We start from the raw sequence: 23,507 nt of genomic DNA, 5'->3' as shown, positions 1-23,507 counted from the left end.
TTTCCGTGCGTCAGCCGTCCTCCGCCGCGTCGCTGCGCCCCTTGAAGCCCTGCGCGATGACATAGAGTTCGGGCGATCCCTTGCGGCTCGCGGGCGGCTTGGCGTGCTTGACCGTCGCGAAATGGCGCTTGAGCAATGTCAGCAGCTCGCGGTCGGCGCCGCCTGCGAAGACCTTGGCGACGAAGGCGCCGCCCGGCAGCAGCGTCTGCACCGCGAAATCGGCGGCGGTCTCGGCAAGCCCGATCGTGCGCAGATGGTCGGTCTGCGGATGGCCGACGGTGTTGGCCGCCATGTCCGAAATCACGAGGTCGGGCGCGCTGCCGAGCGCGTCGATAAGCGCGTCGGGCGCCGCATCGTCCATGAAATCCATCTCGAGGATTGCGACCCCTTCGATCGGCTCGCAAGCGAGGAGATCGATCCCCGCCACCCTCGCGCGCGGGTTCGACTTGCGCACCACCTGCGACCAGCCGCCGGGGGTGATGCCGAGGTCGACGACGGCGCGCGCCTTCTTGAGGAAGCCGAATTTCTCGTCGAGCTCGATCAGCTTGTAGGCGGCGCGCGAGCGATAACCCTCGGCCTGCGCGCGGCGGACATAGGGGTCGTTCAGCTGCCGCTGCAGCCAGCGCGTCGATGAAGCGGTGCGCCGCCGCGCGGTCTTTACCCGCTCGTGCAGGCCGCCGCGTCCGCTTCCGCCCCCACTGCCCCCCTTTCGGCTCATTTGCGATACTCGCGGCGGGTGACCGGCACGGTCCGGCCCTGCACCGCCAGCGTGCGCAATATGCCCTCGCGGATGCCGCGGTCGGCGACGCCGACGCGCGCTGCGGGCCACAGGTCGATGATGCTTTCGAGGATCGCGCAGCCTGCGACGACCAGGTCGGCGCGCTCGCGCCCGATGCAGCCGATCTCGGCGCGGTCGACGATGCTCGCTTCGGCGAGGCGGCGGCTGATTGCGCGCATCTCGTCGGCGGGGACGACCAGCCCGTCGACCGCGCGCCGGTCGTAGCGCGGCAGGTCGAGGAAGACGCTGGCGAGCGTCGTCACCGTGCCGCTGGTGCCGAGCAGGCGCAGCGGCTGGCCGGCGAAGCGCGTCGCGCGTTCGGCGAAGGCGGCGAAGGCATCGCGCGTCACCGCGCGCATCTGGGCATAGCCCGCTTGGCGGGCCTCGAGGCTGTCCTCGGCGGGCGGGACATGCTCGGTCAGCGACACGACGCCCCACGGGACGCTGATCCAGTCGCGGATCGCAATGTCCTGGCCGTCGGATTCGACGTGCATCAATTCGGTCGACCCGCCGCCGATGTCGAAAATCAGCGCGGGGCCGTCGCCGGGCTCCATCAGATTGTGACAGCCGAGCGCCGCGAGTCGTGCCTCCTCAGCGGCGGTGATCACGTCGAGCACGATGCCGGTCTCGCGCCGCACCCGGTCGGCGAGTTCGTCGCAATTGGCAGCGCGGCGGCACGCCTCGGTCGCGACGGCGCGCGACAGCGCGACGTGGCGGCGGCGCAGCTTGTCGGCGCAGATGGCGAGCGCGCCCACCGCACGATCGATCGCTGCCTCGCTGATCCGCCCGCTGCCGTGCAGCCCTTCGCCGAGCCGGACGATGCGCGAAAAGGCGTCGATGACGACGAGCTCGCCATCCTGCGGCCGTGCGATCAGCAGGCGGCAATTATTGGTGCCGAGATCGATCGCGGCATAGCTTTTGGGTCGCGTGAATGCTGCGGGGCGGAGCCCGGGGGCACCCGTCTTCCTGTCCTTCGCCACCGCTGCCTGGGGCCGCGGCGGTCGCCCTGTTGGCGCTGCCATTTGCCGCATGGCTATTTTGACCTGTCTGCTCACGCGCCCGCATGGTCGCGGGCGTGCACTTGGGGGCAAGACTAGGCGGGGCCGGCGGTGATGGCAAGGTGCATCGCTGGTAGGCTGGGCGCGCAAAGAAAACCCCCCGCCGCGCAAAGGCGGGCGGAGGGCAGGGACGGAGTAATTTCTTGGGGGTCGGGTCAGGCCTTAACGGCAGCCGTCATTCCCCTTGTCGATGGCGCGGCCGGCGAGGGCGCCGATCGCGCCGCCGATGATCGTGCCGACCGTGCGGTCGCCGCGGCCGGCGATTTCATGGCCGGCGAGACCGCCCGCCACCGCGCCGATGATCGTGCCGCCGGTGCCGTTGTCGCACTGGCGATAATTGCGGCGATCATAGCGATTGTTGTAATAGCGGCGGTCGCTGCGGCGATCGTAACGACGGTCATAACGGTCGCTGCGACGGTCATAACGGCGGTCGTTGCGGTCGTAGCCGGCATGATAGCTCGAATAGCCGTCGCGGTCGTAATAGCCGGTCTGCGCTGCGGCGGGAGTCGCCATGCCCAGCGTCGCGGTCGACATCAGGGCGGCGATGGAGAGCGTCATCATCTTTTTCATCGTCTTTCTCCTTCTTCGTCGTTGGGCCCTTCCTGGGGGCGGTGGATCGATGAGGCCGTTCTGCCCGATTCGCTTTGAGCAAGGCCTGAACATCGCTGTCGGCGTTCGTTCAGCTTCGGTTGCCTGACGTTCAGTTTCGGGGGTGCCCTTTCCTTTCGCGCCCGACCCCTCTACCCCCGCGCGGATGCGCCGCCTGCTCCCCGCCGCCCTGATCTTCCTGACCCTGGGCCCGGTGCCGGGCACGGCGATGCGCTTTCCGGTCAACGACTATCGGCAGGAGATATTGGCGCGCCCGATCGCCTTCACGGCGCAGGCGTCGGGGATGCTCCGCTTCGTGCGCGGCTGGCATCTCACCAGTCCGCACAGCCGCTTCGGCGGGTTGTCGGCGGTCGCGGTGACGGCGTCCGGCCGATTCCAGTTCGTCGGCGACAACGGCTATTGGACGCGGCTCATACTGCGCCCCGACGGCGGGGTCGCGGCTTTCCACATCGGTGCCTTGCCCACCCCCGACGGGCGGCTGCGCCGCAAATCGATGATCGACGCCGAAGCGATGGCCTATGACCCGACGAGCGGGAAAAGCTGGGTCGCGTTCGAGGGCACGAACCAGATCTGGCGCTTCGATCCCGGGCTGACGCGCATCGAGGCGCGGCACGCTCCGGCGGCGATGCGGCGCTGGTCGGCTTACTCGGGTCCCGAATCGTTGGTCCGCCTCGCCGACGGGCGGACGGTCCTGTTCTGCGAGGCGCCCGGCGATGATCCGCGCGGGTCGGAGGCGCTCGTCTTCGCGGGCGATCCGGCGCTGCCGGGTCCGCCGCCGCTCCGCTTCTTCTACGACGCGGAAGACAAGGGGGCGGTCAGCGATGCCGCCGCGCTTCCCGACGGCCGCATCCTGCTCGTCCACAGGCGGCTCGGCTTCGATCCCGTGTTCACGACGATCCTCGGCCTTCTCGACCCGGCCGACATCGGCCCGGACAAGGTCGTGCGCTCGCGCACGATCGGGCGGGTGCCAAAGCCGCTTGCCGACAATTTCGAGGGCGCCGCGATCGAGGCCCGCGACGGGCGCATCCGGCTCTGGCTGGTGTCCGACGACAATTTCAACAGCTGGCAGCGCAGTCTGCTCCTGCAGTTCGAACTCGTCGGCCTGCCGCCGCGCGCGCCGGACAGCAAAAAGGCCGCGTGGTAATCCGGCGGCCTGATTGCGCTTTTAATACCCTAAAACGGTTCCGGCCCGCTCCCCCACCCAACCTCCCGACATGGTAGCCTATGGGAGGTTGGGTGGGGGAGCGGGCCGGAACCGCACCAGATAAAGCGCTCAGGCGGCCTTTTCGGCCAGCTTCTTCGCGACTTCCTTCTTCACCTTGCGGGCGTTGGCCGAAAGCTGCTCGTCGCCGGCCTTCAGCAGCCAGTTGTCGAGGCCGCCGTTGTGCTCGACCGAGCGCAGGCCGTGGGTCGACACGCGCAGCTTCACGCCGCGGCCCAGCGCGTCCGAAAGCAACGTCACATTCTGCAGGTTGGGCAGGAAGGTGCGCTTGGTCTTGTTGTTGGCGTGGCTGACATTGTGGCCAATCTGGCGGCCCTTGCCGGTCAGTTCGCAAATGCGCGACATGATGCTCTTCCTCGTCAAAAAATTTCGGGTCGGCGTCCGGGCGCTTCCCGAAAAACGGGGAAGGGCAGGACCGGGTGAGCCGGGAAAGGCGCGCGCTTATCGGCTTGCCGGGGATTCGTCAAGGGATTAGCGGTGGGGAATGTCCCGCTTCCCGCTTCCCGAACCCATGCGCCGCGCGCTCGATCTCGCGCGGATTGCGGCGGAATGGGGTGAAGTGCCCGTTGGCGCGGTGGTCGTCAAGGACGGTGCGATTATCGCCGAAGGCCACAACCGCCCCCGCGAATCGCACGACCCGACCGCCCACGCCGAAATCGTCGCGATTCGCGCGGCGGCGGCGAAGATTGGGAACGAACGACTCGACGGCTGCGACCTCTATGTCACGCTGGAGCCTTGCGCGATGTGTGCAGGGGCGATCGCCCACGCCCGCATCGCGCGGCTCTACTATGCCGCCGATGACCCGAAGGGCGGTGCGGTCGTCCACGGCCCGCGCATCTTCGCGCAGCCCACGATCCACCATCGGCCGGAGATTTACGACGGCATCGGCGCGGGGGAAGCGGCGGCGCTGCTCAGGGATTTCTTCGCGGCGCGGCGCTGAAGAAATCTCACACAAAGACACAAAGAGGATATTTTTCTCCGTTTGCCCTGAGCTTGTCGAAGGGCCGTCCTTCTCTCTTCCGACGTTGAAAGGAAAACGGTGCTTCGACACGCCCAGCACGAACGGTGAAGGAAGAGCGTCCTCTTTGTGTCTTTGTGTGAGACTTAAATCCCCAGCATTTCCTCCACCCACGCCGGTACCAGCGCGGTCGCGGGCCCGTGGCGCGCTTCGTCGAACCAATAGCTCCCCTGGCTCGGCTCCATGTTGAGTTCCAATGTCCGCGCCCCGGCCGCGCGCGCCTCGCGCACGAAGCCCGCGGCGGGATAGACCGCGCCCGAGGTGCCGATCGACACGAACAGGTCGGCGTTATTGATCGCGTGATAGATATCCTCCATCCGGTACGGCATCTCGCCGAACCAGACCACGTCGGGGCGGAGATAGCCCGCCATGCCGCACGCCGGGCAGCCGGGGCGGTCGATCAGCGGGCCGGTCCACGCGCTTCGCCGGTCGCACGCGGTGCACCAGGCATTGAGGTGCTCGCCGTGCATGTGGATCAGCCGCCTCGCCCCCGCGCGTTCGTGCAGGTCGTCGACATTCTGGGTGACGATCAGCAGTTCGCCCGGCCACGCCGCGTCGAGCCGCGCGAGCGCCTCGTGCGCCGCGTTCGGCGCCTTTTCCTGGATCGCGGCGCGCCGTGCGTCGTAGAAGCGATGGACGAGGTCGGGATCGCGCACGAACGCCTCGGGGGTCGCGACATCCTCGACGCGGTGCTGTTCCCACAATCCGCCGGCGTCGCGAAAGGTGTCGATGCCGCTTTCGGCCGACACCCCGGCGCCGGTGAGGACGACGATGTTCCGAACTTCGCGCAAAAGGTTTAAACTCCATTCGTTCCGAGCTTCAAAGGACCGTCCTTCCCTTTTGGGCGGTGATGGCGCAAGGACGCCCCTTCGACAAGCTCAGGGCAAACGGGGATCGGAGTCATGACCAGCATCGGCATCATCGGCAGCGAGGGCCGGATGGGCGTCGCGCTCGCCGCCGCCATATCGGAGGCGGGGCAGCGGAGCTGCGGCGTCGACAAGGGCGGCAATGTCGCGAAGCTCGCGGCGGCGGCCGACGTCCTCGTCGATTTTTCCTCGCCCAAAGCGCTCGAGGCGACGCTCGACGCCTGCGTGGCGGCGAAGAAGCCGATCGTCATCGGGACCACCGGGCTCGAGGAGCGCCACCATTATCTGATCGACGATGCCGCGAAGGACATCGCGGTGCTCCAGACCGGCAACACCTCGCTCGGCGTCACCCTGCTCGCGCATCTGGTGCGCGAGGCGGCATCGCGGCTCGACCCCGAATGGGATATCGAGATCCTCGAAATGCACCACCGAAACAAGGTCGACGCGCCGAGCGGCACCGCGCTGCTGCTGGGGGAGGCGGCCGCCGCGGGGCGCGGCATCGACCTCGCCAAATGCTCCGAGCGCGGCCGCGACGGCGTCACCGGCGCGCGCGGCCATGGCAAGATCGGCTTCGCGAGCCTGCGCGGCGGCACCGTCGCGGGCGACCATGACGTGATCTTCGCGGGCCCCGAGGAGATGATAACCCTCGCGCACCGTGCCGAGAACCGCATGATCTTCGCGCGCGGCGCGGTGAAAGCGGCGCTGTGGCTGATCCACCAGAAGCGGGGGCGCTACACCATGCCGCAGGTGCTGGGGCTGTCGTGAAGGCGATGACCAGGGCGGAGATCTTCGAATTCTTTCGCCGCCTCGCCGAGCTCGATCCCGATCCGCAGACCGAGCTCGAATATGGCAACACCTATCAGCTCCTCGTCGCGGTGGTGCTCTCGGCGCAGGCGACCGACGTCGGGGTGAACAAGGCGACGCGCAAACTCTTCGAAGCGGTGAAGACGCCGCAGCAGATGATCGACCTCGGCGAGGCGGGGCTCAAGAGCCACATCAAGACGATCGGGCTGTTCAATGCGAAGGCGAAGAATGTCATCGCCCTCTCTGAAATTCTGGTCCGCGATTATGACGGACAGGTCCCCGCCGACCGCGACGCGCTTGTCGAGCTGCCGGGCGTCGGGCGCAAGACCGCGAATGTCGTGATGAATTCGGCCTTCGGGGCGGAGACCTTCGCGGTCGACACCCATATCTTCCGCGTCGGAAACCGCACCGGCCTCGCGCCGGGGAAGACGGTGCTCGCGGTCGAAAAGCAGCTCGAAAAGAAGGTGCCGGGCCCGTTTCGCGTCGGCGCGCACCACTGGCTGATCCTCCACGGCCGCTACATCTGCAAGGCGCGCACGCCCGAATGCTGGCGCTGCCCGGTCGCCGACCTCTGCCGCTACAAGCCCAAGACCCCGGCGCCGAAGGCGAAGAAGGCGGCGTGAGGCAGGCTGGCGCCGGGCGTCGGCATCGGGGCGGGGAGCTGCCATTTCCCAACCGTCGCCATTCCCGCGAAAGCGGGAACCCAGTGTGGGATCAGCCGACGCACGCTCTGGTTCCGGCTTTCGCGAGAATGACGACGTTATGAGACGCGGAATGTCTCGAAGCGGTCGGTTTTAGATATTCGTCACCCCGGACTTGATCCGGGGTCCATTATTCCGGCGTTCGCGAGAATGGATCCCGGATCAAGTCCGGGATGACGATCAAAATAATGTCGTCTTCCGGTCGAAAATCGCCGTAAAGTGGCCCAATTGCCGCTTGCCGCCGATCGAAGATGCCGCTTAACTCGCGTCCCATGCGCACCGTCACCGCCCCGCTCGCCCTCGCCGCCGCGCTGATCGCCGCGGCGCCCACTCACGCCAGGCCCGCCGATCCCGCGGTGGCGAAGAAGATATTGATCGACAGCGTCGCGATCCCGACGGTCGAGGGGCGCGGCAAGGTGCCCGAACTCGCGGCCTATTATGCCGGGGTGCTCAAGGCCGCGGGCTTCACCGACGCCGATATCGAGATCACGCCGATCGGCGAGACCGCGACCCTGGCCGCGACGCTCAGGGGCAGCAGCGCCGAAAAGCCGATCCTGCTGCTCGGCCATATGGATGTGGTCGAGGCCGACGCGAAGGACTGGACGCGCGATCCCTTCGTGCCGGTCGAGGAGAATGGCTATATCTTCGGCCGCGGGTCGGAGGACAACAAGTTCGACGTCGCGATGATGGTCGCGACGATGGCCCAGCTCAAAAGGGATGGCTTCAAGCCCAAACGCTCGATCGTCCTCTTGCTCTCGGGCGACGAGGAAACCGCGATGGTGACGACGCGCGCGCTCGCCGCCAAATATAAGGACGCCGAATTCGCGCTCAACGGCGATGGCGGCGGCGGGCTGATCGGCGAGGACGGCAAGCCCAAATATTACGGGCTGCAGGCGGGCGAGAAAACCTATGCCGACTTCACCCTCGAAGTGACCAACCCCGGCGGCCACAGCTCGCGCCCGTCGGACATCAATGCGATCGTCCAGCTGGCGAATGCCCTTTCCAGGGTCGGCGCCTATCGCTTCCAGCCGCAGCAGAACGAACTCACCAGGGTCGGCATGCCGATCGTCGCTGATCAGGTCGGCGGCGAGATCGGCGCGGCGCTCAAGGCTTTCGCCGCCGATCCGACCGACGCCGGGGCGATCGCGGCGATTCGCGCCGACCCCGAATATGTGGGCCAGATCGGCACCACCTGCGTGCCCACGCTGGTCAAGGGCGGCCATGCCGAGAATGCGCTTCCGCAGCGCGCCACCGCGAACATCAACTGCCGCATCTTCCCCGGCGTGAGCATCGAAGCGGTGCGCGCCGAGCTCGAGAAGGTGATTGCCGATCCCGCGGTCAAGGTGAACACCGATCCCGATGCGACCGCGAGTGATGCCTCGCCGCTGCGTGCCGACGTCGTGGCGGCGGTGACCAAGGCGGTGCACGCCCGCGCGCCCGGACTGCCGATCATCCCGTCGATGAGCGCGGGCGCGACCGACAGCCTCCACTTCCGCGCCGTCGGGGTGCCCAGCTATGGCGTTGCGGGGCTGTTCTCGAAGGCGAGCGACAGCTTCGCGCACGGCCTCAACGAACGCGCGCCCGTCGCCGCGATCGCCCCGGCGCTCGCGCATTGGGACAGCCTGCTGCGGGATTTGTCGAAATAAGGTCGCGGCGGGTTCTCGACAGCGCGGTCGCGGCGGCTTTGGCGGTGATGGCCGGGGCGGCGCGCGACGCGAAGCGCGCCGGGCAGGCGACAGACCCGAATTCAAGGGGCTCGATGCTGCGGATGAACAGCCGCAGAAGCGGCTGGAAAGCTGGTGACCCCTACGGGAATCGAACCCGTGTTTCAGCCGTGAGAGGGCCGCGTCCTGACCGCTAGACGAAGGGGCCGGCTAAAAGCCTAGTGCGCTGGAGCCGATGTCAGAATTGTAGCGCGATGTCTACCTGTAACAATCGCGTCTGCGCTACTGGCAGATTTTCGCTGCCTTTCGAGCTTTCGACGTTTCAGCTTTTTTGAGCGTGACCTTTGCCGTCTTGGGTGCGTCCCCGTCGATCACATCGCGTTTCAGAACATCGTTGGTAAGGAGGACACGCACCTCATCGTCGCTCGTTTTCAGATCGAATAGCCGTTTAAACTCACGGCGAATAACGCCAACGACCGCATCGCTCTGGACAATCCCTGCAACCACATGCCGATTGAAAATTTGTGCTTGGCGATGAAATTCCTGCAAGGCGTCGGTGCTGATACTTTCGCGGCACAGCATAGCCAATTTCGCGAGGTCATCGGACGATCGTGACGACAGTGCGCCCATGTCGAAGCAATAGACTTCCTCCCAGTCTATGGGTTGCCCAAACTTGATCCGATAAACCTTCCATACAATGGCGTTTGTCAGGATGATCCATTCGATGCCCTGATGCGCGCCGTAATTCACCGCTTGGCGAAGATGGGATTCATTAAGCGTTGTTCCAGCCGACTTCACTTCTGCGAGATAATGAACCTTTCCTTCTACCCGGATAGCCAAGTCGCAAAATGTCCCGCGGATTTGCTGCTCGCTCGTTAATTCAGTATATTTGTCGTAGCCGAAGATATCGGAGAGCATGTCCTTGATAACCGTAACCGTGTCGGCTTCCGAGATGTCGCGTTCTGCGAGTTTCCGCACAATCGGTTGATATTTTCGGAGGCCTGCAACAAGCCTGTCCTGAGTGCGCTTCGCAATTTTCATGTGATTTCTTCCCCCAGTTCTCCAACCTACCCCAGACCTCATCACAGTCAAATCATTGGACGGACTTAGGGTTTGCCAAAGCGCTCCGATGACTGCCAGTTCGTTGACGTCGCCCTTTCAACGAGAAAAGGTGAGGTCGTCCTTATATAACTGATTTTACGCGAATTTTTTGCATGGATTTGATGTCGCGTATCCCCCTTGGGATACGCTTGGCGTTCGATTAGGACTTGACGCTCGGATCACACAATGCGGCATTTCAGCCTAAATATATGGAAATGCAGCATAATTCGAAATTTGGAGGCTGGCCGACAGCGGCGCATAGCAGCGCATGGAGATACAAAGCGTATCCCACCCAAAGCTCAACGATTTAGAGAAAATATCTGTATTTCAAGGGTTTACAGATGGTGACCCCTACGGGACTCGAACCCGTGTTTTCGCCGTGAAAGGGCGACGTCCTAGACCGCTAGACGAAGGGGCCGTCATCGGTGAAGCGGCGCATTAGACGGGGATGTCGCAGCGGTCAAGGATTCTGTCGGGGCGCGTTTCAATCGGCCCAGGCGGCATCCTCGAGGTGGAGCTCGGCGGCGGGGCGGCTGCCCCAATCGTCGCGCTTGGCGCGGCCCGCGAGCCACAGCTTGCGGTTCCCACGCGCATGGAGCAGCGCCTGGCCGAGTTCGGTTTCGGCGCTGCGGAAGGCGATCGCCTTGAAGCGCGCGCCGTCGTCGCCCGACACGATCAGCCGGACATGGTCGGTGCCGACCACCCCCGATTCGACGATCCGCACCGGCCCCGTCGCGACGCGCGGCGCGGGCCAGCCGGCGCCATAGGGGCCCGCGCTCTCGATCGCGTCGCACCACAGGGGATTGATCCCCTTCGGCGCGAGCACCGCGTCGATCAGCAGCGACTTGTCGCCGCTCGCGCGCTCGACGTCGGCGGCGAGGCGGTCGTTGAGGAAGGCGCCGAGCGCGTCGACCTTGTCTGCGGCGACGGTGAGCCCCGCCGCCATCGCATGGCCGCCGCCCGCGACGAGCAGCCCCGTTTCCTTCGCGGCGAGGATCGCGGCGCCGAGGTCGACGCCCGAGATCGAGCGGCCCGAACCCTTGCCGACGCCCTCTTCATCGAGCGCGATGACGATCGCGGGACGGTGGAGCTTTTCCTTGAGCCGCCCGGCGACGATGCCGATCACCCCGGGATGCCAGCCCGCGCCCGCGACGATCGCGACCGGCGCATTGGCGCACGCGGCGCTCGCCGCGATCGCCTCGTCGAGCACCGCCGCCTCGATCGCGCGCCGCTCCTCGTTGAGCCGGTTCAGTTCCTGTGCGATGTCGGCGGCTTCCTGCGGGTCCGACGTAGTGAGCAGCCGGACCCCGAGGTCGGATTTGCCGACGCGCCCGCCAGCGTTGATCCGCGGGCCGAGCGCGAAGCCCATGTCGCTCGCGCTCGGCGGCTTGGTCAGCCGCGCCGCGTCCATCAGCGCCGCGAGGCCGATGTTGCCGCGCCGCGCCATCACCTTCAGCCCCTGCGTCACCAGCGCGCGGTTGAACCCGGTCAGCCGCGCGACGTCGGCGACGGTGCCCAGCGCGACGAGGTCGAGCAGTTCGATCAGCGCCGGCTCGGCGCGCTGGCCGAAAAAGCCCCGCGCGCGCAGGGTGCGGAGCAGCGCCGCGCCGAGCAGGAAAGCCACCCCGACCGCGGCGAGATTGCCGTGGATCGCCGCGTCCGCCGCCTCGTCGAGCCGGTTGGGGTTCACCACCGCGAACGCCTCGGGCAGCGTCGTCGCGCATTGGTGATGGTCGACGACGATCACCTCGACTCCCGCCGCCTTGGCTTCGGCGATCGCGTCGAACGCCTGCGCGCCGCAATCGACCGTGACGACCAGCTTCGATCCCGCCTCGCCGATCCGGACCAGCGCCGCGCCCGAGGGGCCATAGCCCTCCATCAGCCGGTCGGGGATATAGGCGCCGACCGGCACGTCGAGCGCGCGCAGCAGGCGGACGAGCAGTGCCGCTGAGGTCGCGCCGTCGACGTCGTAGTCGCCGAAGATCGTCACCGCCTCGCGCGCCTCGACCGCGTCGGCGATCCGCGCGGCGGCGGCATCCATATCGCGGAACAGCGCGGGGTCGGGCATGAAGCCGCGCAAGGTCGGCAGGCGCTGGCGCTCGATATCGTCGCGCGCCACCCCGCGCGCGAGCAGCAGCTGGGTCACCAGATCGTCGGGGGCAAGACCTTCGCTGCCCATGTCGGCGCTGGCGCGGCGCCAGTGCCACGGCTGGCCGAGGATCGAGTGGTCGATGCCCAAAGCCAGGCTGCTCGCTACGCCGCTCATGCGCGGCTCCGTGCGGCCAGAATGCGCGTGCGCAGCGCTTGCGCGGTGGCCAGCGGGATCGCCGGAATCTCGTGGCTGCCCAGCGCGCTGCCGCCGGGCACCCCGAAGACGAGCGTCGCGAGGCCGAGCGGGCGGAGGATGAAGTCGGTCCGGAGGTCGACGCTCTGTACCGAAGCGTGGGGGAGCAATGTCGTCTTGGGCTTGAGCCAGCCGCGGCGGATCGCGACCATGTCGGGCAGGTCGGTCCAGCTATGGAAGCGCGCGCTGAAGAGGGTGACGGCCGCGATCAGCGCGCCGGCGGCGATGCCGATTCCACCAAGCGGCTGGCCGAGCAGCATCGCGATTGCCCCGCCTGCCGCGGCGCACAAGGCGCCGAAGAGGCCGCCGGCCGCGATGACGCGGTGGCTATGTTCCCAGGGCTGAGACGCATCGGGCCGCTCAATCGCGATCTCGGCGAGCACCGGGTCGATCTCGGCGAGATGGCCGAAGGGGACGACCTGATGGTCCTTCTCCTTCTCGCCGTCGCTGGCGAGGCTCTGCAGGCGCAGTTCGTGCCAGTCGAAGCGTTTCCTGAGCCAGCCGGTGACGAGGATCGCCGCCTGCACGCGGCGCACCGGCAGCGCGACGTCGGTACGCGTCGTCAGCCCGCGCGTCCGGCGGAGCGCGCGCGGCTCGCGGGTCAGGCGGAAATCCCAATTGGCGACGAACATCAGCAGGACCCCGCTCGCGAAGCCGATGAAGAGCAGCGACAGCGCCGCGCCCAGCCCGGCGACCCAGCGGTGCGCGACGATCCATTGCTCAAGGCCGTAGCGCTCGGCAAGGTCGAACCAGTCGACGGGATTGAAGATGTTGAAATCGAAGGGCAGCAGATTGTCGAAGAGCTGCATGCCCGCGCCGACCACGGCGAGCGCGGCGAGCGAGAAGTTGAACAGTCCGGCGATCAGAAGCCGCTGCGGCGACATCGCAAAGAGCAGCCGGTCCTCGGTCACCGCGGGCGCCATGGTCTCCGCGTCTCCGTTCGCTGACGGCGTCGCGGCGGCGGGAACCGTGTCGCCGCGATGCGCGCGGATCGTCGTGCGGAGCGCCTGCGCCGCGTCGAGCCCGATCGCGTCGAGCCGCGCCTCGTCCTTCTTGCCGCCCCCCGCGCCGGTTTCGAAGCCGACCGTGGCGATGCCGAGCGCGCGCTGGATCAGCCCCTGTTCGATGCCGACGTCCTGAATGCGGTCGAAGGGGATGGTACGGTGCTGGCGCGACAGCACGCCACTCTCGATCACGATCTCGTCGGTGCCGACATGGAAGCGGAAGCGGAGCCACGCGAGCCAGGCGACGACGAGCGAGATCAGCAGGAAGGCGCCGAGCGCCGGCAGCACATAGATCCATTTGCCCGCGATCCCGATCGCCGCGAGCGCGGGCAGGAAATTGACCGTGCGCGGCCCGAGCCTGATGATCGCGAGCGCGAGCGTCGCGGGGTGCAGCCGCTGCCACCCGGCGCTTTCGGGCGCGGCGTCGGACGAAAGGGCGGCGGCGCCGTCGCTCATGCGAAGTCGGTCTGGATGTGGCGGCGGATCGTCTCGCGCATCGCGGCGGCGAGGTCGGCGCGGAGGCCCGGCAGCGTCACCGTGCTGTTGTGGGTGCCCGAGGTATGGACGACGAGGTGCGACAGGCCGAACCAGCGCTCGACCGGTCCCTGGCCGACATCGATATGCTGGACGCGTACGAAGGGAACGATCGTGTCGGTCCGGAACAGCCAGCCGCGCGCGACGCGAAGCTGGCCCTCGCCGATCTTGAATCCCCAGCGCTGCGCGCGCCGCGCCGGAAAGGTCACGACCGCGATCACCCCGAGCAGCCATGCGAGCACGGTCAGCAGGCCGTACGGCCCGCCGACCTCGCGCACGACCAGCATGTCGAGCACGGTCGCGCCGATCGCGATCGGCAGCATGTTGAACAGCGTCGTGACACGCAGCACATGGCTGAAGGCGGGATCGACCGAATCGAGCCCCTCGGCGGCGTTGAGCGCGTGGGCGTCGAAGGGATCGACGGGGTGAGCGGCGACGGTCTCGGTCATCCCCCCTCGATAGTCCGACGGGCCCCTAAGGCACAACTATATTGAAGCGCGGGTCGGCGCGCGGGTGGAGCGCGAACCACGACAGGAACGCCGCGCGGTCGCCGTCGATGCGGATCGCGCCCGACTGCATCAGCGCGGGGAATTGCGCCTGCCCCAGCATGACGTCGTCGAGCGTCCCCCGGTCGATCGTGATCGTCGCCGTCGGCGCCGCGTCGGTGACGCCGTAGCGCGGGAACTCCACCCCGCCCTCGACGACGACCGCGACCGCTTCCTTGCTGTCGGGCAGCACGAACTGGAAGACGCCCTTCAGCGCCGATCCCTGGGCGGCGTCGAAGCGCGTCGCGAGCGCGTCGAAGAAGACCGACGTCGGGATCGCGCTCACGAAGCTGCGGCTCTGCCCGTTGCTCGTCGATGCGGCGACCTCGGTGCCGCGCAGGCTGGCGGCGGCGGCGAGATAATAGTTGCGCCACGCCCCCGATTCGGCCTGATAGCCGAGCTGGTCATAGGCCGAGGCGAGAGCGCTCCGCGCCGCCTGATTGGCGGGCTCGGCGAAGACGAGCTTGTTCAAGAGCTCGGCCGCCCAGCGATAGTCGCCCGCCGCGACCGCCGCCTTGCCGGCGGCGAGCAGCTTGTCGGCACCGCCCGCGAGCGCGACATATTTGGGCGCCGACTGTTCGGGCGGCAGCGGGTTGAAATTGGCCGGATTGCCGTCCCACCAGCCGAAATAGCGCTGATAGGTCGCCTTCATGTCGTGGTTGAGTGTGCCATAATAGCCGCGGGTCGAGAAATCCGCCGCCTGCACCGGCGCTTCCGCCGTCTGGTCGGCGAGCTCGTGCAGCGTCGCGCCGCGGTTGGCGAGGAACAGCGTGCGGTCGTGGACGTAACGATAGGCGTCGCGCTGGCGCGTCAACAGCGTGCTCACCTCGTCCGCGCCCCAGGTCGGCCAATGGTGCGATCCCATCGCGACCTCGGCCTCGCCGCCCCATTTCAGCAGCATCGCGTCGATCACCTTCGACCAGTGCAGCGCGTCGCGCACCTGCGCCCCGCGCAGCGTCAATATGTTGTGGAGATTGTGGGTGACGACCTCGGTCGTGTGCAGCGCCTTGTAGGCGGGGATGTAGAAGACCATCTCCGCCGGCGCCTCGGTGCCGCCCGCGTCGAGGAAATCGAACGCGAGCCCGTCGATGGTCAGCGTCGCGCCCTTGGCGGGCACCGTCTCGGTCGGCTCCATATAGCCGATCGTCCCCGACGACAGCTTGGGCCCCAGCCCGGTGTCGACCTGTCCCGTCGGCCCCGGCGCGAGAATCGCCCCGAACATGTAGAGCGCGCGCCGACCCATCGCGCCGCCCGCGAGGACATTCTCCGCGGTCGCTTCCTCGGAGAAGCCGTGCGGGGCGATGATGCGGATCTTCTCCTTCGCGACCTGTTCGGGGGTGACGATGCCGCCGACGCCGCCGAAATGGTCGCTGTGACTGTGGCTGAAGATCACCGCCCTGATCGGCCGCTTCCCCGATTTCGCTTCGACCGTATCGGCGAACAATTTCCAGCCCGCCGCCGCGGCCTCCTCGGACAGCAGCGGGTCGACGACGATCCAGCCGGTCTCGCCGCGGATGATCGTCATCACCGAAATATCATAGCCGCGGACCTGCCAGATCTTGTCCGGCACCACTTCGAACAGGCCGTGGATCGCGTTGAGCCGCGCCTGCCGCCACAGCGACGGATTGACCGTGTCGGGCGCCTTTTCGGCGTTCAGAAAGGCATAGGCGCGGCGGTCCCATACGATCCCGCCGTCCTTGCCGGTGATCAGCCCATCGGCGATCTCGGCGATCTTGCCGCGCGAGGCGTTCTCGAAATCTTTCGGGTCGTCGAGCGGCAGCCGTTTCGCAAGCTCGGCCTGCGCCGCGCGCGTCGCGTCGCTCGCCGCATCTTGCGCCGCGACGCCCGGCGCCATCAGCAGCATCGGAAGCGCCATCGCCATCCACGCCTGTTTCATCGCATTCCCTCCCTGTTTTCGATTGGCTTGCGCGCCGCGCCGCGGCTTGGCAAGCCGGCAGTATAGGGAATGGCGTGGTGGCAGACTGCAAACTTCTTATCATTTGGCACAGCCGCACCGGCGGCAGCCGCGCGCTCGCCCGAGCCGCCGCCGAGGGTGCGGGCGCGTCGGGAACGCTGATCGCGGCCGATACCGCGACGCCCGCCGACCTCCTTTCCGCGCAGGGCTATCTCTTCGTCGGTCCCGAAAATCTCGCCGCGCTGTCGGGCGCGATGAAGGAGATGTTCGACCGCTGCTATTATCCGTGCCTCGGGCGGATCGAGGGGCGCGCCTATGCGACGATCATCTGTGCGGGGTCCGACGGCGAGAACGCGCAGCGCCAGCTCGACCGCATCGCGACCGGCTGGCGGCTGCGACGCGTCGCCGGCCCGGTGATCGTGAACACCGCCGCGCAGACCCCCGAGGCGATCCTCGCGCCCAAGGCGATCCCCGCGGACCGGCTTGCCGAGGCGCGCGACCTAGGCGCGGCGCTCGCCGAAGGGCTGGCGGCGGGGATTTTCTGAGGCGGCGGCATTGGGGTGGGGAGAGCGGACGTTCAGATCCTCCCCACTTGTGGGGAGGTGGCAGCCCCGCAGGGGCTGACGGAGGGGGTTCGCGTCCTTACGCGACGTCGCTTCAGGCCGCCCGCCCCCTCCACCGCCTTCGGCGGTCCCCCTCCCCGCAAAGCGGGGAGGATTTGATTGGCCGATACCGGCCGTTTCCCACTTCCTATTTCGCCGCCGCGCGCCGCGCCTTCAGCGTTGCGGGGTCGGGAATCGCGGGGGACAGCGCCGCGATCACCGCGTCGGCGTCGAGATAGAGCGACGCCGGCATGGTCTCGTCGCCGAGGCTGCCCGCGCGCACAACCGCAGCGAGATATTTGTCGAACAGCGGTGCGAAGGTGAAGCCCTGCCTGCCCTGCGCCTTCGCGTCGAGCGCCGCGTGGAGCATCATCGAATCATAGGCGACGTCTGCCTGCACGCCATAGAGGAAGGCGATCTTGGTCCCCGGCTCGAGCGTGTCGTCGGTCTTCAGCTTGATGAATATCCTCGACTTGTCGGTGCGCCACACCAATTTCGACTGCGCCTCGAACGCCGAGGCGGCGACATAGGGCTCGATCAGCTGGAACAGCGTCTTGTTGTCGCTGTCCTTTGCGGTCAGCTCGGCACGCGCGGCGGTCGCGCGCTCGGCCCACATCGCATCGGCGGGCTGAGCGAGCTGGGCGACGCGATCGGCCGCCGGCGCATCGGCGTAGAGCAGGCGGTTCGCCGCCATCACCGCGCCGAACGACGGGGCGAGCCAGCGCGACCGCGCGGTGAACTGGCGCCGCGCCGCCTCGCGCTTGCCGTCCTTCGCGAGCAGCAGCACCTCATAGAGGTCGAGCACCTCGGTGGTCTGCAGCCGGACGTCCATCGCCTCGGGCTTGCCTTCGCCGACGCGGGCGTCGTCGATGCTCCGCGCCTGCTTCGCCGCGGCGGCGGCGGCATCCCAGTCGCCGGCGAGCGCCTCGGATAGCGCGAGCTGCGCTACCGCGAGTGTGCTCGGGCGGAGCGGCTGGCCCTCCCTGGTCCTGCCGATGCTCTGGAACCGCACCAGATCAGCGCGCATCCGCGCCGCCTCGCCATAACGGCCGATCTCTTCGAGCCGGTCGGCGGCGAGATCGGTCATTCCGGGCGCGAGCCGCGCCACCGCCTGGACGTGCGCGATGTCGGCGTCGCTGCCGAGCGGCGCGAGCTTCGCATAGTCCTGCATCGAAATCAGCGGCAACAGCGAGAAGCGATGTGCGTCGGTGGCGGCGAGCGCGACGCGCATCGCGTCGGGCACGCGGTCCTGCCGGACGAGGATCGCGGCCTCGACCTGGTCGAACGACAGTCCCATCGACCGGTTGAAATAGGGGTCGGCGGTAAGCTGCGCGGCGTCGGCCTCGGCGCGCGCCTTGGCGACGTCGATGCTCGCTGCGGCGTAATCCTTCGTCTCGATCCGATGCACCGCGCGCGCGAGGATCAGCGGGATGCGGCGGCGCGGATTGCCTTCGGCCTTCTCGCCTTCCAGAATTCCGCTGCACGCCGCGACGCCGTCGGCGCCCAACTTGCGCTTGCTCACGTCGGCCGATTCGGGCGGCGGCGCGAACAGCCCGAGCAGCGTGACGGCGCCGAGCAGGCGCGCGGCCGATTCCCCCGCGGTCATATTGTTCGGATTGCCGTCGCACTGGAGATAGAGCGAGCCCTCCTCCTTCTTGGCCGCGGCTTGCGCCTCGGCAGCCGGCGCGACGGCAGGCACCAGCATCGCCGCCATCGCGGCGGCGGCGAACATGCGATTCTTCATTCCCCCCAAAACCCCCTGTTTCGAACCCCGCCCCGGTGTTCCGTTCGGCGGAGATGCCCGATGCGGAGGCGGCTGTCGAGGGGGCTTCGAAGGAGGTGGATCAGACGATCCGGTGCTCGCCCTTGACCCAGCGCACCGTACCCGACGAGGCGCGCATGACGACGCTTTCGGTGGTCAGAATGCCGCCGCGGCGATGCTTGACGCCGCGCAGCAGCGACCCGTCGGTGACGCCGGTCGCGGCGAAGATCACGTCACCCCTGGCGAGATCGCCGAGGTCGTAGACGCGGTCGAGATTCTCGATCCCCCACTTCTTCGCGCGCAGCCGCTCGTCGTCGTTACGGAATAGCAGGCGGCCCTTGAACTGGCCGCCGACGCAGCGCAGCGCCGCCGCGGCGAGCACGCCCTCGGGCGCGCCGCCCGACCCCATATAGATGTCGATATTGGTTTCGGGGTTGGTCGTCGCGATCACCCCGGCGACGTCGCCGTCGGGGATCAGCGCGACGCCGCAGCCGATCGCGCGCAATTCGCTGATGATCGCCTCGTGGCGCGGGCGGTCTAGGACGCAGACGATGATGTCCTGCGGCGACACCCCCTTCTCGCGCGCGACCGCCTCGACATTCTCGCGCACGCTGTTGTCGAAGTTGACGATGTCGGGCGAAAAGCCGGGGCCGACCGCCAGCTTGTCCATATAGACGTCGGGGGCATTGAGCAGGCAGCCCTCCTCGGCGATCGCGAGCACCGCGAGCGCGTTGGGGCCGGCCTTGGCGGTGATCGTCGTGCCTTCGAGCGGGTCGACCGCGATGTCGATCTTCGGCCCCTTGTCGGGCGCGTTGCCGACCTTCTCGCCGATATAGAGCATCGGCGCCTCGTCGCGCTCGCCCTCGCCGATGACGATCGTGCCGTCCATATAGAGGGTGTTGAAGGCATCGCGCATCGCCTCGACCGCGGCGGCGTCGGCGGCCTTTTCGTCGCCGCGTCCGATCAGCCTGGCGGCGGCGATCGCCGCGGCTTCGGTGACGCGCACCATTTCGAGCACGAGCACCCGGTCGAGGTTGCTGCCGCTGCTGTTCGTCATCCGATGATCTCCATATTCCCTGTTGTCTTGTCGCGCCGGTCGGGCATGGTGCGCGCCATATGGCCCGCCGCCGCGCTTGTCGAGAATGCTTCGCCCGATTCGGCGCCGCTTTCGCCGCGCTGTGCGTCGCGGGAATGACAGCGCCGCACGCCGCGGCGCAGACCGCCGAGGGCCCGGTGGCCGACGCCGATACCGCGATCGCCCATACGAAGACGCTGGTCGACCCGATCAGGCGCTGCGAGCCCGCGGACGGCGACGAGATCGTCGTGTGCGGCAGCGACACCGAACGCTACCGGCTGCCTCCCGAACTGCGCGCGATCGCGAACGAGGGCCGCGAAGCGCCGCCGAAGCTGCCGCGCGCCGAAGCCAAGGCGATGAGTCTCGACCGGCTGCCCTATAATTGGATTTCGATCGGCGGCCGCTACCCGCCCGGCCCCGAATATAATGCGCTCTACGAAATGGCGAAGCGCGCGACCGATCCCGAAACCGGCGAACCCGCCGCGCCGGAGGAGGAGCCCTAGGTAAAGACTTCGGCTGCGACGTGCAGCTGCGCGGCGCGATGGAGGCCTGCCGGGATGAGGATCTGGCCGAGGGAAAGCGCAGGGTAACAGGGGGACGCCGGCGATGGCAAGCGGGTCAGAGCGCTAGGATCGGCATGTGCATCGGCTCGCCCACGACATGGTCCGACGCGGCGAGCGCGGCGAGCGCGGCGTGGATCGCGCGCGCGGGGCCTTCGTGGGTGACGAGCGCGATCACGACGCCGCCGCCCGCTTCGTCGCCGCGCTGGATGAAGCTTTCGATCGACACCCCCGCGTCGCGCATCGCCGCCGCGATCTCGGCGAGCACGCCGATGCGGTCCTCGACGACCAGCCGGACATAATGCTTGCCGACCCGCGCCCCCGCGTCGGCGGCGGGCGCCTGGTCGAGCGCGTCGACGGGCATCGCGAAGGCGGGGCCATATTCGTCGCGCGCGATGTCGATGATGTCGGCGACGATCGCCGACGCCGTCGGCCCAGCGCCCGCGCCCGCGCCCTCGAAGAAAAGGCGGCCGACGAAATTGCCTTCGGCGACGACGGCGTTCAAGGCGCCGGGAACATAGGCGAGCGGATGATCGGCGGGGACGAGGCAGGGCTGGACATGCTGATAGAGCGCGCCGCCGTTCGCCGGATCGCGCTCGGCCATGCCGATCAGGCGGACGCGGTGGCCCAGCGCCTCGGCCTCGCGGATGTCGGCGGCGATCAGGCCGCGGATGCCGGTCGCCGCGACCGCGTCGATGTCGAGCCGGGTCCCGAAGCAGAGCGCGGCGAGGATCGACAGCTTATGGGCGGCGTCGATGCCGTCGACGTCGAAGGTCGGGTCGGCCTCGGCATAGCCCTCGGCCTGCGCCGCGGCGAGCGCGTCGGCGAAGCTCGCGCGCTCGCGTTCCATCAGGGTCAGGATGTAATTGCAGGTGCCGTTGAGGATGCCGTAGACGCGCGCGATCTCGTTCGCCGAGGCGCCCTCGCGGATCGCCTTGATCACCGGGATGCCGCCCGCGACCGCGGCCTCATATTTGAGCGGCGTGTCCTTCTCCTCGGCGAGGCGGGCGAGGCCCAGCCCGTGGTGCGCGATCATCGCTTTGTTCGCGGTCACCAGCGCCTTGCCCGCGCCGAGCGCCTGCCGCGCGAGAGTCAGCGCCGGGCCGTCGGCGCCGCCGACCATCTCGACGACGACGTCGACATCGTCCGCCGCGACCAGCGCGCCCATATCGTCTTCCCAGCGATAGGCCGACAGGTCGACGCCGCGGTCCTTGTGCCGGTCGCGCGCCGAGAGGGCGACGATCTCGATCGGCCGGCCGGCGCGGCGCGCGATCAGCTCGCGATTCGCCTCGAGCAGCCGCACGACCCCGCTGCCGACGACGCCGATCCCGGCGAGCGCGACGCGCAGCGGGGGGCGGGAAGCGTTGGGGACGGGATGGGGCGACATGCGGGCACTCCGTATACTATATACTATAGAAGGCGCGGGCCATCGCCCGCCGAGTGCCAGCGCCCTATCCGCTTTTCGTCGCGATACAAGCCCGGCGCGGCTTCGGCGGGGCCAAGCCAGGCTTTACCGTCACCCCTTCGGCGGCGTCCGCGTCCGCGTGCAGTCGCCGAGCGCGCCGAGCACGACGGCATAGTCCGAAGCCGCCTTCCGGCGGTCCTCGGCGGGCGTGCCCGCGAGCTTGGAGAGCGGCAGGGTACGGGGCAGGCCGCAGGCGAGCCGATACCAGGCGAGCGTGCCCCGCTTCGGGACCCCGGCGCCCTCGACGATCTCGCCGAAGGCGGCGGCCCAACTGCGCGACCCGTCGGCGCGGGTGGTGATGATGAGCGACACAGGTTCGCCGGTCGCGGTGTTGAGGAACAATTGCGTCTCGCCCTCGCCGGGAAGCGTGCCCGAAACGTGAAAGCCGTTGGCGATGCCGGTCACTCTCGGCGGCGCGCCGGGCTTGACCAGCTCGGTCAGGATCGCGCGGAGTTGCGCCTCGGTCGCCGGGTCCCAGCCGAGCTGGGCGTCGGGGGCGACAAGCTGCACGCTGCTCGTGCTCGCGCCGCCGGAGGCTCCGGCTGCGACGGGACGAGCGAAGAGCAGGACGGGCTGCTTGCGCTTGAGCTTCGCCGGCTTCCCGTTGGCGCCGAGCGGCAGGTCGACGAGATAGGAGATGCGCTTCGCGAGCGGTCCCGAGCCGCGAATCAGGCTGGCAACCTCGGCCTCGACATAGAATCGGGCGTGGCCCGGAGCGAGCCCCGGCGCGCGTTCGGGCTTCAGGACCGTGCTGTCGGCGATGCGCGCCTGCAGCACCATGGGAGCGATGGACGCAAGATCGGCGAGGTCGGCGTAGCTGTAGGGGCTGGCCGCCCCCGCGTCGGCCGGGGCGGCGGTCTGCATCGCTGAAACCCCGGAGTTTCCGATGGTTAGGACGCTAAGGCTGGCCAGGGCGGCGGGGAGGAGCAGGCGTGTCATCGCATCTCTTTCTGTCGTCGTCGACGCGCGTTTCGGCGTCGAAGCCCCATCATGGGGCAGGGCACATTAACCGCTGATAAAGGGTTTGCGAACTTGCCGCCACCGCGATAGGACGTGCGGCGAAGCGCCCGGAAAAACAAAATAACCGGAAGCTGACCGCCGGGTCCCGCGGAACGCATCGGAAATCATCCGGGCACATGTGGCAACCGAACCGGGCGGTATGGATTGGTGTCAGGATGATCTAGCAAGGAGCGTCGTCCCTGAATGGCTTATGGTGATAATGTCGACCCTAAAAATAGGGTAGTGGCGATTGTCTTGGTCGGTCTGTTTACTGCTGTTCTGGGCTATGGCCTGGTCAACGGCCTGAATATCAGTATCGTCAAGAAAATCGCCGAAAAACTGGATGTGGTGGATGTCGAAGAGCCACCGCCGCCTGAGGAACCGCCGCCGCCGCCGCCGCCGGACAACAAGTTGCCGCCGCCGCCGCCGGTCGTGACGCCGCCGTCGGTGATTCCGCCGCCGGTGACCACGAACACGGTTCAGTCGGTGCCGACGCCGCCGCCGACGCCGCCGGCGCCGGTCTATATTCCGCCGGCCCCCCCGGCGCCGCCCGCCGTCAACAAGTCGGCCCCCGCGAAGCCCAAGGGCTCGCCCGGCCGCTGGGTGACCGACGACGACTATCCGGCGCGCGCAAAGCGTGAAGAGCGTGCGGGAACCACCGGGTTCCGCCTGACGGTCGGCGCTGACGGCCGCCCGACGGATTGTTCGATTACCTCTTCCAGCGGTCATGCCGACCTCGACGAGACCGCGTGCCGCCTGATGATGCGTCGCGCCCGGTTCTCGGCGCCTCTGGACCGCGAGGGCAATCCCACCACGGGATCCTGGTCGAGCCGGTTCACCTGGAAGCTCAACAACTAGGGCCGCGTCCCGGCCCATGCTGC

General features: G+C 68.0%; 22 protein-coding genes and 2 tRNA genes. 8 read left to right on the top strand and 16 right to left on the bottom strand.

What is annotated here, in order from left to right:
* Positions 1 to 10: 10 nt before the first annotated feature.
* From ACOTSS_RS16590 to ACOTSS_RS16580, 3 genes are all read right to left on the bottom strand, one after another.
* Positions 11 to 718 (bottom strand): RlmE family RNA methyltransferase, encoded by a 708-nt coding sequence (locus ACOTSS_RS16590; protein ID WP_448689087.1) that lies wholly within the window; start codon positions 716 to 718, stop codon positions 11 to 13.
* Positions 715 to 1,809, bottom strand: a complete 1,095-nt coding sequence (locus ACOTSS_RS16585) for a Ppx/GppA phosphatase family protein (protein ID WP_448689086.1) — start codon at positions 1,807 to 1,809, stop codon at positions 715 to 717. The genes ACOTSS_RS16590 and ACOTSS_RS16585 overlap by 4 nt, the downstream gene beginning before the upstream one ends.
* A 189-nt stretch (positions 1,810 to 1,998) precedes the next feature.
* Positions 1,999 to 2,406 carry a glycine zipper 2TM domain-containing protein gene (locus ACOTSS_RS16580; RefSeq protein WP_448689085.1) on the bottom strand — a complete coding sequence of 136 codons (408 nt, stop codon included), beginning with the start codon at positions 2,404 to 2,406 and terminating at the stop codon, positions 1,999 to 2,001.
* Positions 2,407 to 2,590: 184 nt separating this feature from the next.
* On the opposite strand from ACOTSS_RS16580, the gene ACOTSS_RS16575 reads away from it, so the two are divergent.
* Positions 2,591 to 3,589, top strand: a complete 999-nt coding sequence (locus tag ACOTSS_RS16575; protein WP_448689084.1) for an esterase-like activity of phytase family protein — start codon at positions 2,591 to 2,593, stop codon at positions 3,587 to 3,589.
* A gap of 129 nt (positions 3,590 to 3,718) precedes the next feature.
* Here the strand turns inward: ACOTSS_RS16575 and rpmB are convergent, their stop codons facing one another.
* Positions 3,719 to 4,012: a 50S ribosomal protein L28 gene (gene rpmB / locus ACOTSS_RS16570; RefSeq protein ID WP_095386785.1), complete on the bottom strand. Its 294-nt coding sequence runs from the start codon at positions 4,010 to 4,012 to the stop codon at positions 3,719 to 3,721.
* A 139-nt stretch (positions 4,013 to 4,151) separates the two neighbouring features.
* On the opposite strand from rpmB, the gene tadA reads away from it, so the two are divergent.
* Entirely contained in the window at positions 4,152 to 4,607 is a 456-nt protein-coding gene (gene tadA, locus ACOTSS_RS16565) for a tRNA adenosine(34) deaminase TadA (RefSeq protein WP_448689083.1), read from the top strand.
* A 164-nt stretch (positions 4,608 to 4,771) separates the two neighbouring features.
* Here the strand turns inward: tadA and ACOTSS_RS16560 are convergent, their stop codons facing one another.
* Positions 4,772 to 5,476, bottom strand: a complete 705-nt coding sequence (locus tag ACOTSS_RS16560) for an NAD-dependent deacylase (RefSeq protein WP_448689082.1) — start codon at positions 5,474 to 5,476, stop codon at positions 4,772 to 4,774.
* Between the two features lie 111 nt (positions 5,477 to 5,587).
* On the opposite strand from ACOTSS_RS16560, the gene dapB reads away from it, so the two are divergent.
* The 3 genes from dapB to ACOTSS_RS16545 all read left to right on the top strand — a co-directional run bounded on the left by dapB (position 5,588) and on the right by ACOTSS_RS16545 (position 8,702).
* The gene (gene dapB / locus ACOTSS_RS16555; RefSeq protein ID WP_448689081.1) at positions 5,588 to 6,316 is read left to right on the top strand and encodes a 4-hydroxy-tetrahydrodipicolinate reductase; all 729 of its coding nucleotides are present in this window, start codon (positions 5,588 to 5,590) and stop codon (positions 6,314 to 6,316) included.
* Positions 6,317 to 6,321: 5 nt separating this feature from the next.
* Positions 6,322 to 6,978: an endonuclease III gene (gene nth, locus ACOTSS_RS16550; RefSeq protein WP_448689080.1), complete on the top strand. Its 657-nt coding sequence runs from the start codon at positions 6,322 to 6,324 to the stop codon at positions 6,976 to 6,978.
* Positions 6,979 to 7,328: 350 nt separating this feature from the next.
* The gene (locus ACOTSS_RS16545; protein WP_448689079.1) at positions 7,329 to 8,702 is read left to right on the top strand and encodes a M20/M25/M40 family metallo-hydrolase; all 1,374 of its coding nucleotides are present in this window, start codon (positions 7,329 to 7,331) and stop codon (positions 8,700 to 8,702) included.
* 151 nt (positions 8,703 to 8,853) lie between these two features.
* On the opposite strand, the gene ACOTSS_RS16540 is transcribed toward ACOTSS_RS16545, so the two are convergent.
* The 7 genes from ACOTSS_RS16540 to ACOTSS_RS16510 form a co-directional block, all read right to left on the bottom strand.
* Positions 8,854 to 8,928 (bottom strand) — tRNA-Glu (locus ACOTSS_RS16540).
* A 74-nt stretch (positions 8,929 to 9,002) separates the two neighbouring features.
* Positions 9,003 to 9,761 (bottom strand): hypothetical protein, encoded by a 759-nt coding sequence (locus ACOTSS_RS16535; protein WP_448689078.1) that lies wholly within the window; start codon positions 9,759 to 9,761, stop codon positions 9,003 to 9,005.
* A gap of 402 nt (positions 9,762 to 10,163) precedes the next feature.
* A tRNA-Glu gene (locus ACOTSS_RS16530) sits at positions 10,164 to 10,239 on the bottom strand.
* 66 nt (positions 10,240 to 10,305) lie between these two features.
* Complete coding sequence (gene recJ / locus ACOTSS_RS16525; RefSeq protein ID WP_448689077.1) at positions 10,306 to 12,087, bottom strand: single-stranded-DNA-specific exonuclease RecJ; 1,782 nt, start codon at positions 12,085 to 12,087, stop codon at positions 10,306 to 10,308.
* Positions 12,084 to 13,625, bottom strand: coding sequence for a PH domain-containing protein (locus ACOTSS_RS16520; protein ID WP_448689076.1), 1,542 nt, complete (start codon positions 13,623 to 13,625; stop codon positions 12,084 to 12,086). The genes recJ and ACOTSS_RS16520 overlap by 4 nt, the downstream gene beginning before the upstream one ends.
* The gene (locus ACOTSS_RS16515; protein WP_448689075.1) at positions 13,622 to 14,152 is read right to left on the bottom strand and encodes a PH domain-containing protein; all 531 of its coding nucleotides are present in this window, start codon (positions 14,150 to 14,152) and stop codon (positions 13,622 to 13,624) included. Before ACOTSS_RS16515 ends, ACOTSS_RS16520 begins: the two co-directional genes overlap by 4 nt.
* 25 nt (positions 14,153 to 14,177) lie before the next feature.
* Entirely contained in the window at positions 14,178 to 16,145 is a 1,968-nt protein-coding gene (locus tag ACOTSS_RS16510) for an alkyl/aryl-sulfatase (RefSeq protein ID WP_448689074.1), read from the bottom strand.
* Between the two features lie 77 nt (positions 16,146 to 16,222).
* Between ACOTSS_RS16510 and ACOTSS_RS16505 the strand changes: the two genes are divergently transcribed.
* The gene (locus ACOTSS_RS16505) at positions 16,223 to 16,708 is read left to right on the top strand and encodes a flavodoxin family protein (RefSeq protein ID WP_448689073.1); all 486 of its coding nucleotides are present in this window, start codon (positions 16,223 to 16,225) and stop codon (positions 16,706 to 16,708) included.
* Between the two features lie 205 nt (positions 16,709 to 16,913).
* On the opposite strand, the gene ACOTSS_RS16500 is transcribed toward ACOTSS_RS16505, so the two are convergent.
* Together ACOTSS_RS16500 and glpX are read right to left on the bottom strand one after the other, a co-directional pair.
* Positions 16,914 to 18,509: a hypothetical protein gene (locus tag ACOTSS_RS16500; protein ID WP_448689072.1), complete on the bottom strand. Its 1,596-nt coding sequence runs from the start codon at positions 18,507 to 18,509 to the stop codon at positions 16,914 to 16,916.
* A gap of 100 nt (positions 18,510 to 18,609) precedes the next feature.
* Positions 18,610 to 19,584 (bottom strand): class II fructose-bisphosphatase, encoded by a 975-nt coding sequence (gene glpX, locus ACOTSS_RS16495; protein ID WP_448689071.1) that lies wholly within the window; start codon positions 19,582 to 19,584, stop codon positions 18,610 to 18,612.
* 134 nt (positions 19,585 to 19,718) lie between these two features.
* Here glpX and ACOTSS_RS16490 point away from each other — a divergent pair, with 134 nt between their 5' ends.
* The gene (locus ACOTSS_RS16490; RefSeq protein WP_448689070.1) at positions 19,719 to 20,105 is read left to right on the top strand and encodes a hypothetical protein; all 387 of its coding nucleotides are present in this window, start codon (positions 19,719 to 19,721) and stop codon (positions 20,103 to 20,105) included.
* Between the two features lie 115 nt (positions 20,106 to 20,220).
* Here ACOTSS_RS16490 and ACOTSS_RS16485 read toward each other — a convergent pair whose 3' ends face one another.
* Together ACOTSS_RS16485 and ACOTSS_RS16480 are read right to left on the bottom strand one after the other, a co-directional pair.
* Positions 20,221 to 21,549: a homoserine dehydrogenase gene (locus ACOTSS_RS16485; RefSeq protein ID WP_448689069.1), complete on the bottom strand. Its 1,329-nt coding sequence runs from the start codon at positions 21,547 to 21,549 to the stop codon at positions 20,221 to 20,223.
* Between the two features lie 129 nt (positions 21,550 to 21,678).
* The gene (locus ACOTSS_RS16480) at positions 21,679 to 22,491 is read right to left on the bottom strand and encodes a hypothetical protein (RefSeq protein WP_448689068.1); all 813 of its coding nucleotides are present in this window, start codon (positions 22,489 to 22,491) and stop codon (positions 21,679 to 21,681) included.
* A 339-nt stretch (positions 22,492 to 22,830) separates the two neighbouring features.
* On the opposite strand from ACOTSS_RS16480, the gene ACOTSS_RS16475 reads away from it, so the two are divergent.
* Positions 22,831 to 23,484, top strand: coding sequence for an energy transducer TonB (locus tag ACOTSS_RS16475; RefSeq protein ID WP_448689067.1), 654 nt, complete (start codon positions 22,831 to 22,833; stop codon positions 23,482 to 23,484).
* Positions 23,485 to 23,507: the final 23 nt, after the last annotated feature.

The sequence above is a fragment of the Sphingopyxis sp. NJF-3 genome, assembly GCF_053514865.1.
Note: the sequence above shows the minus strand (reverse complement) of the source record. Positions and strands in the feature narration are given on the sequence as shown.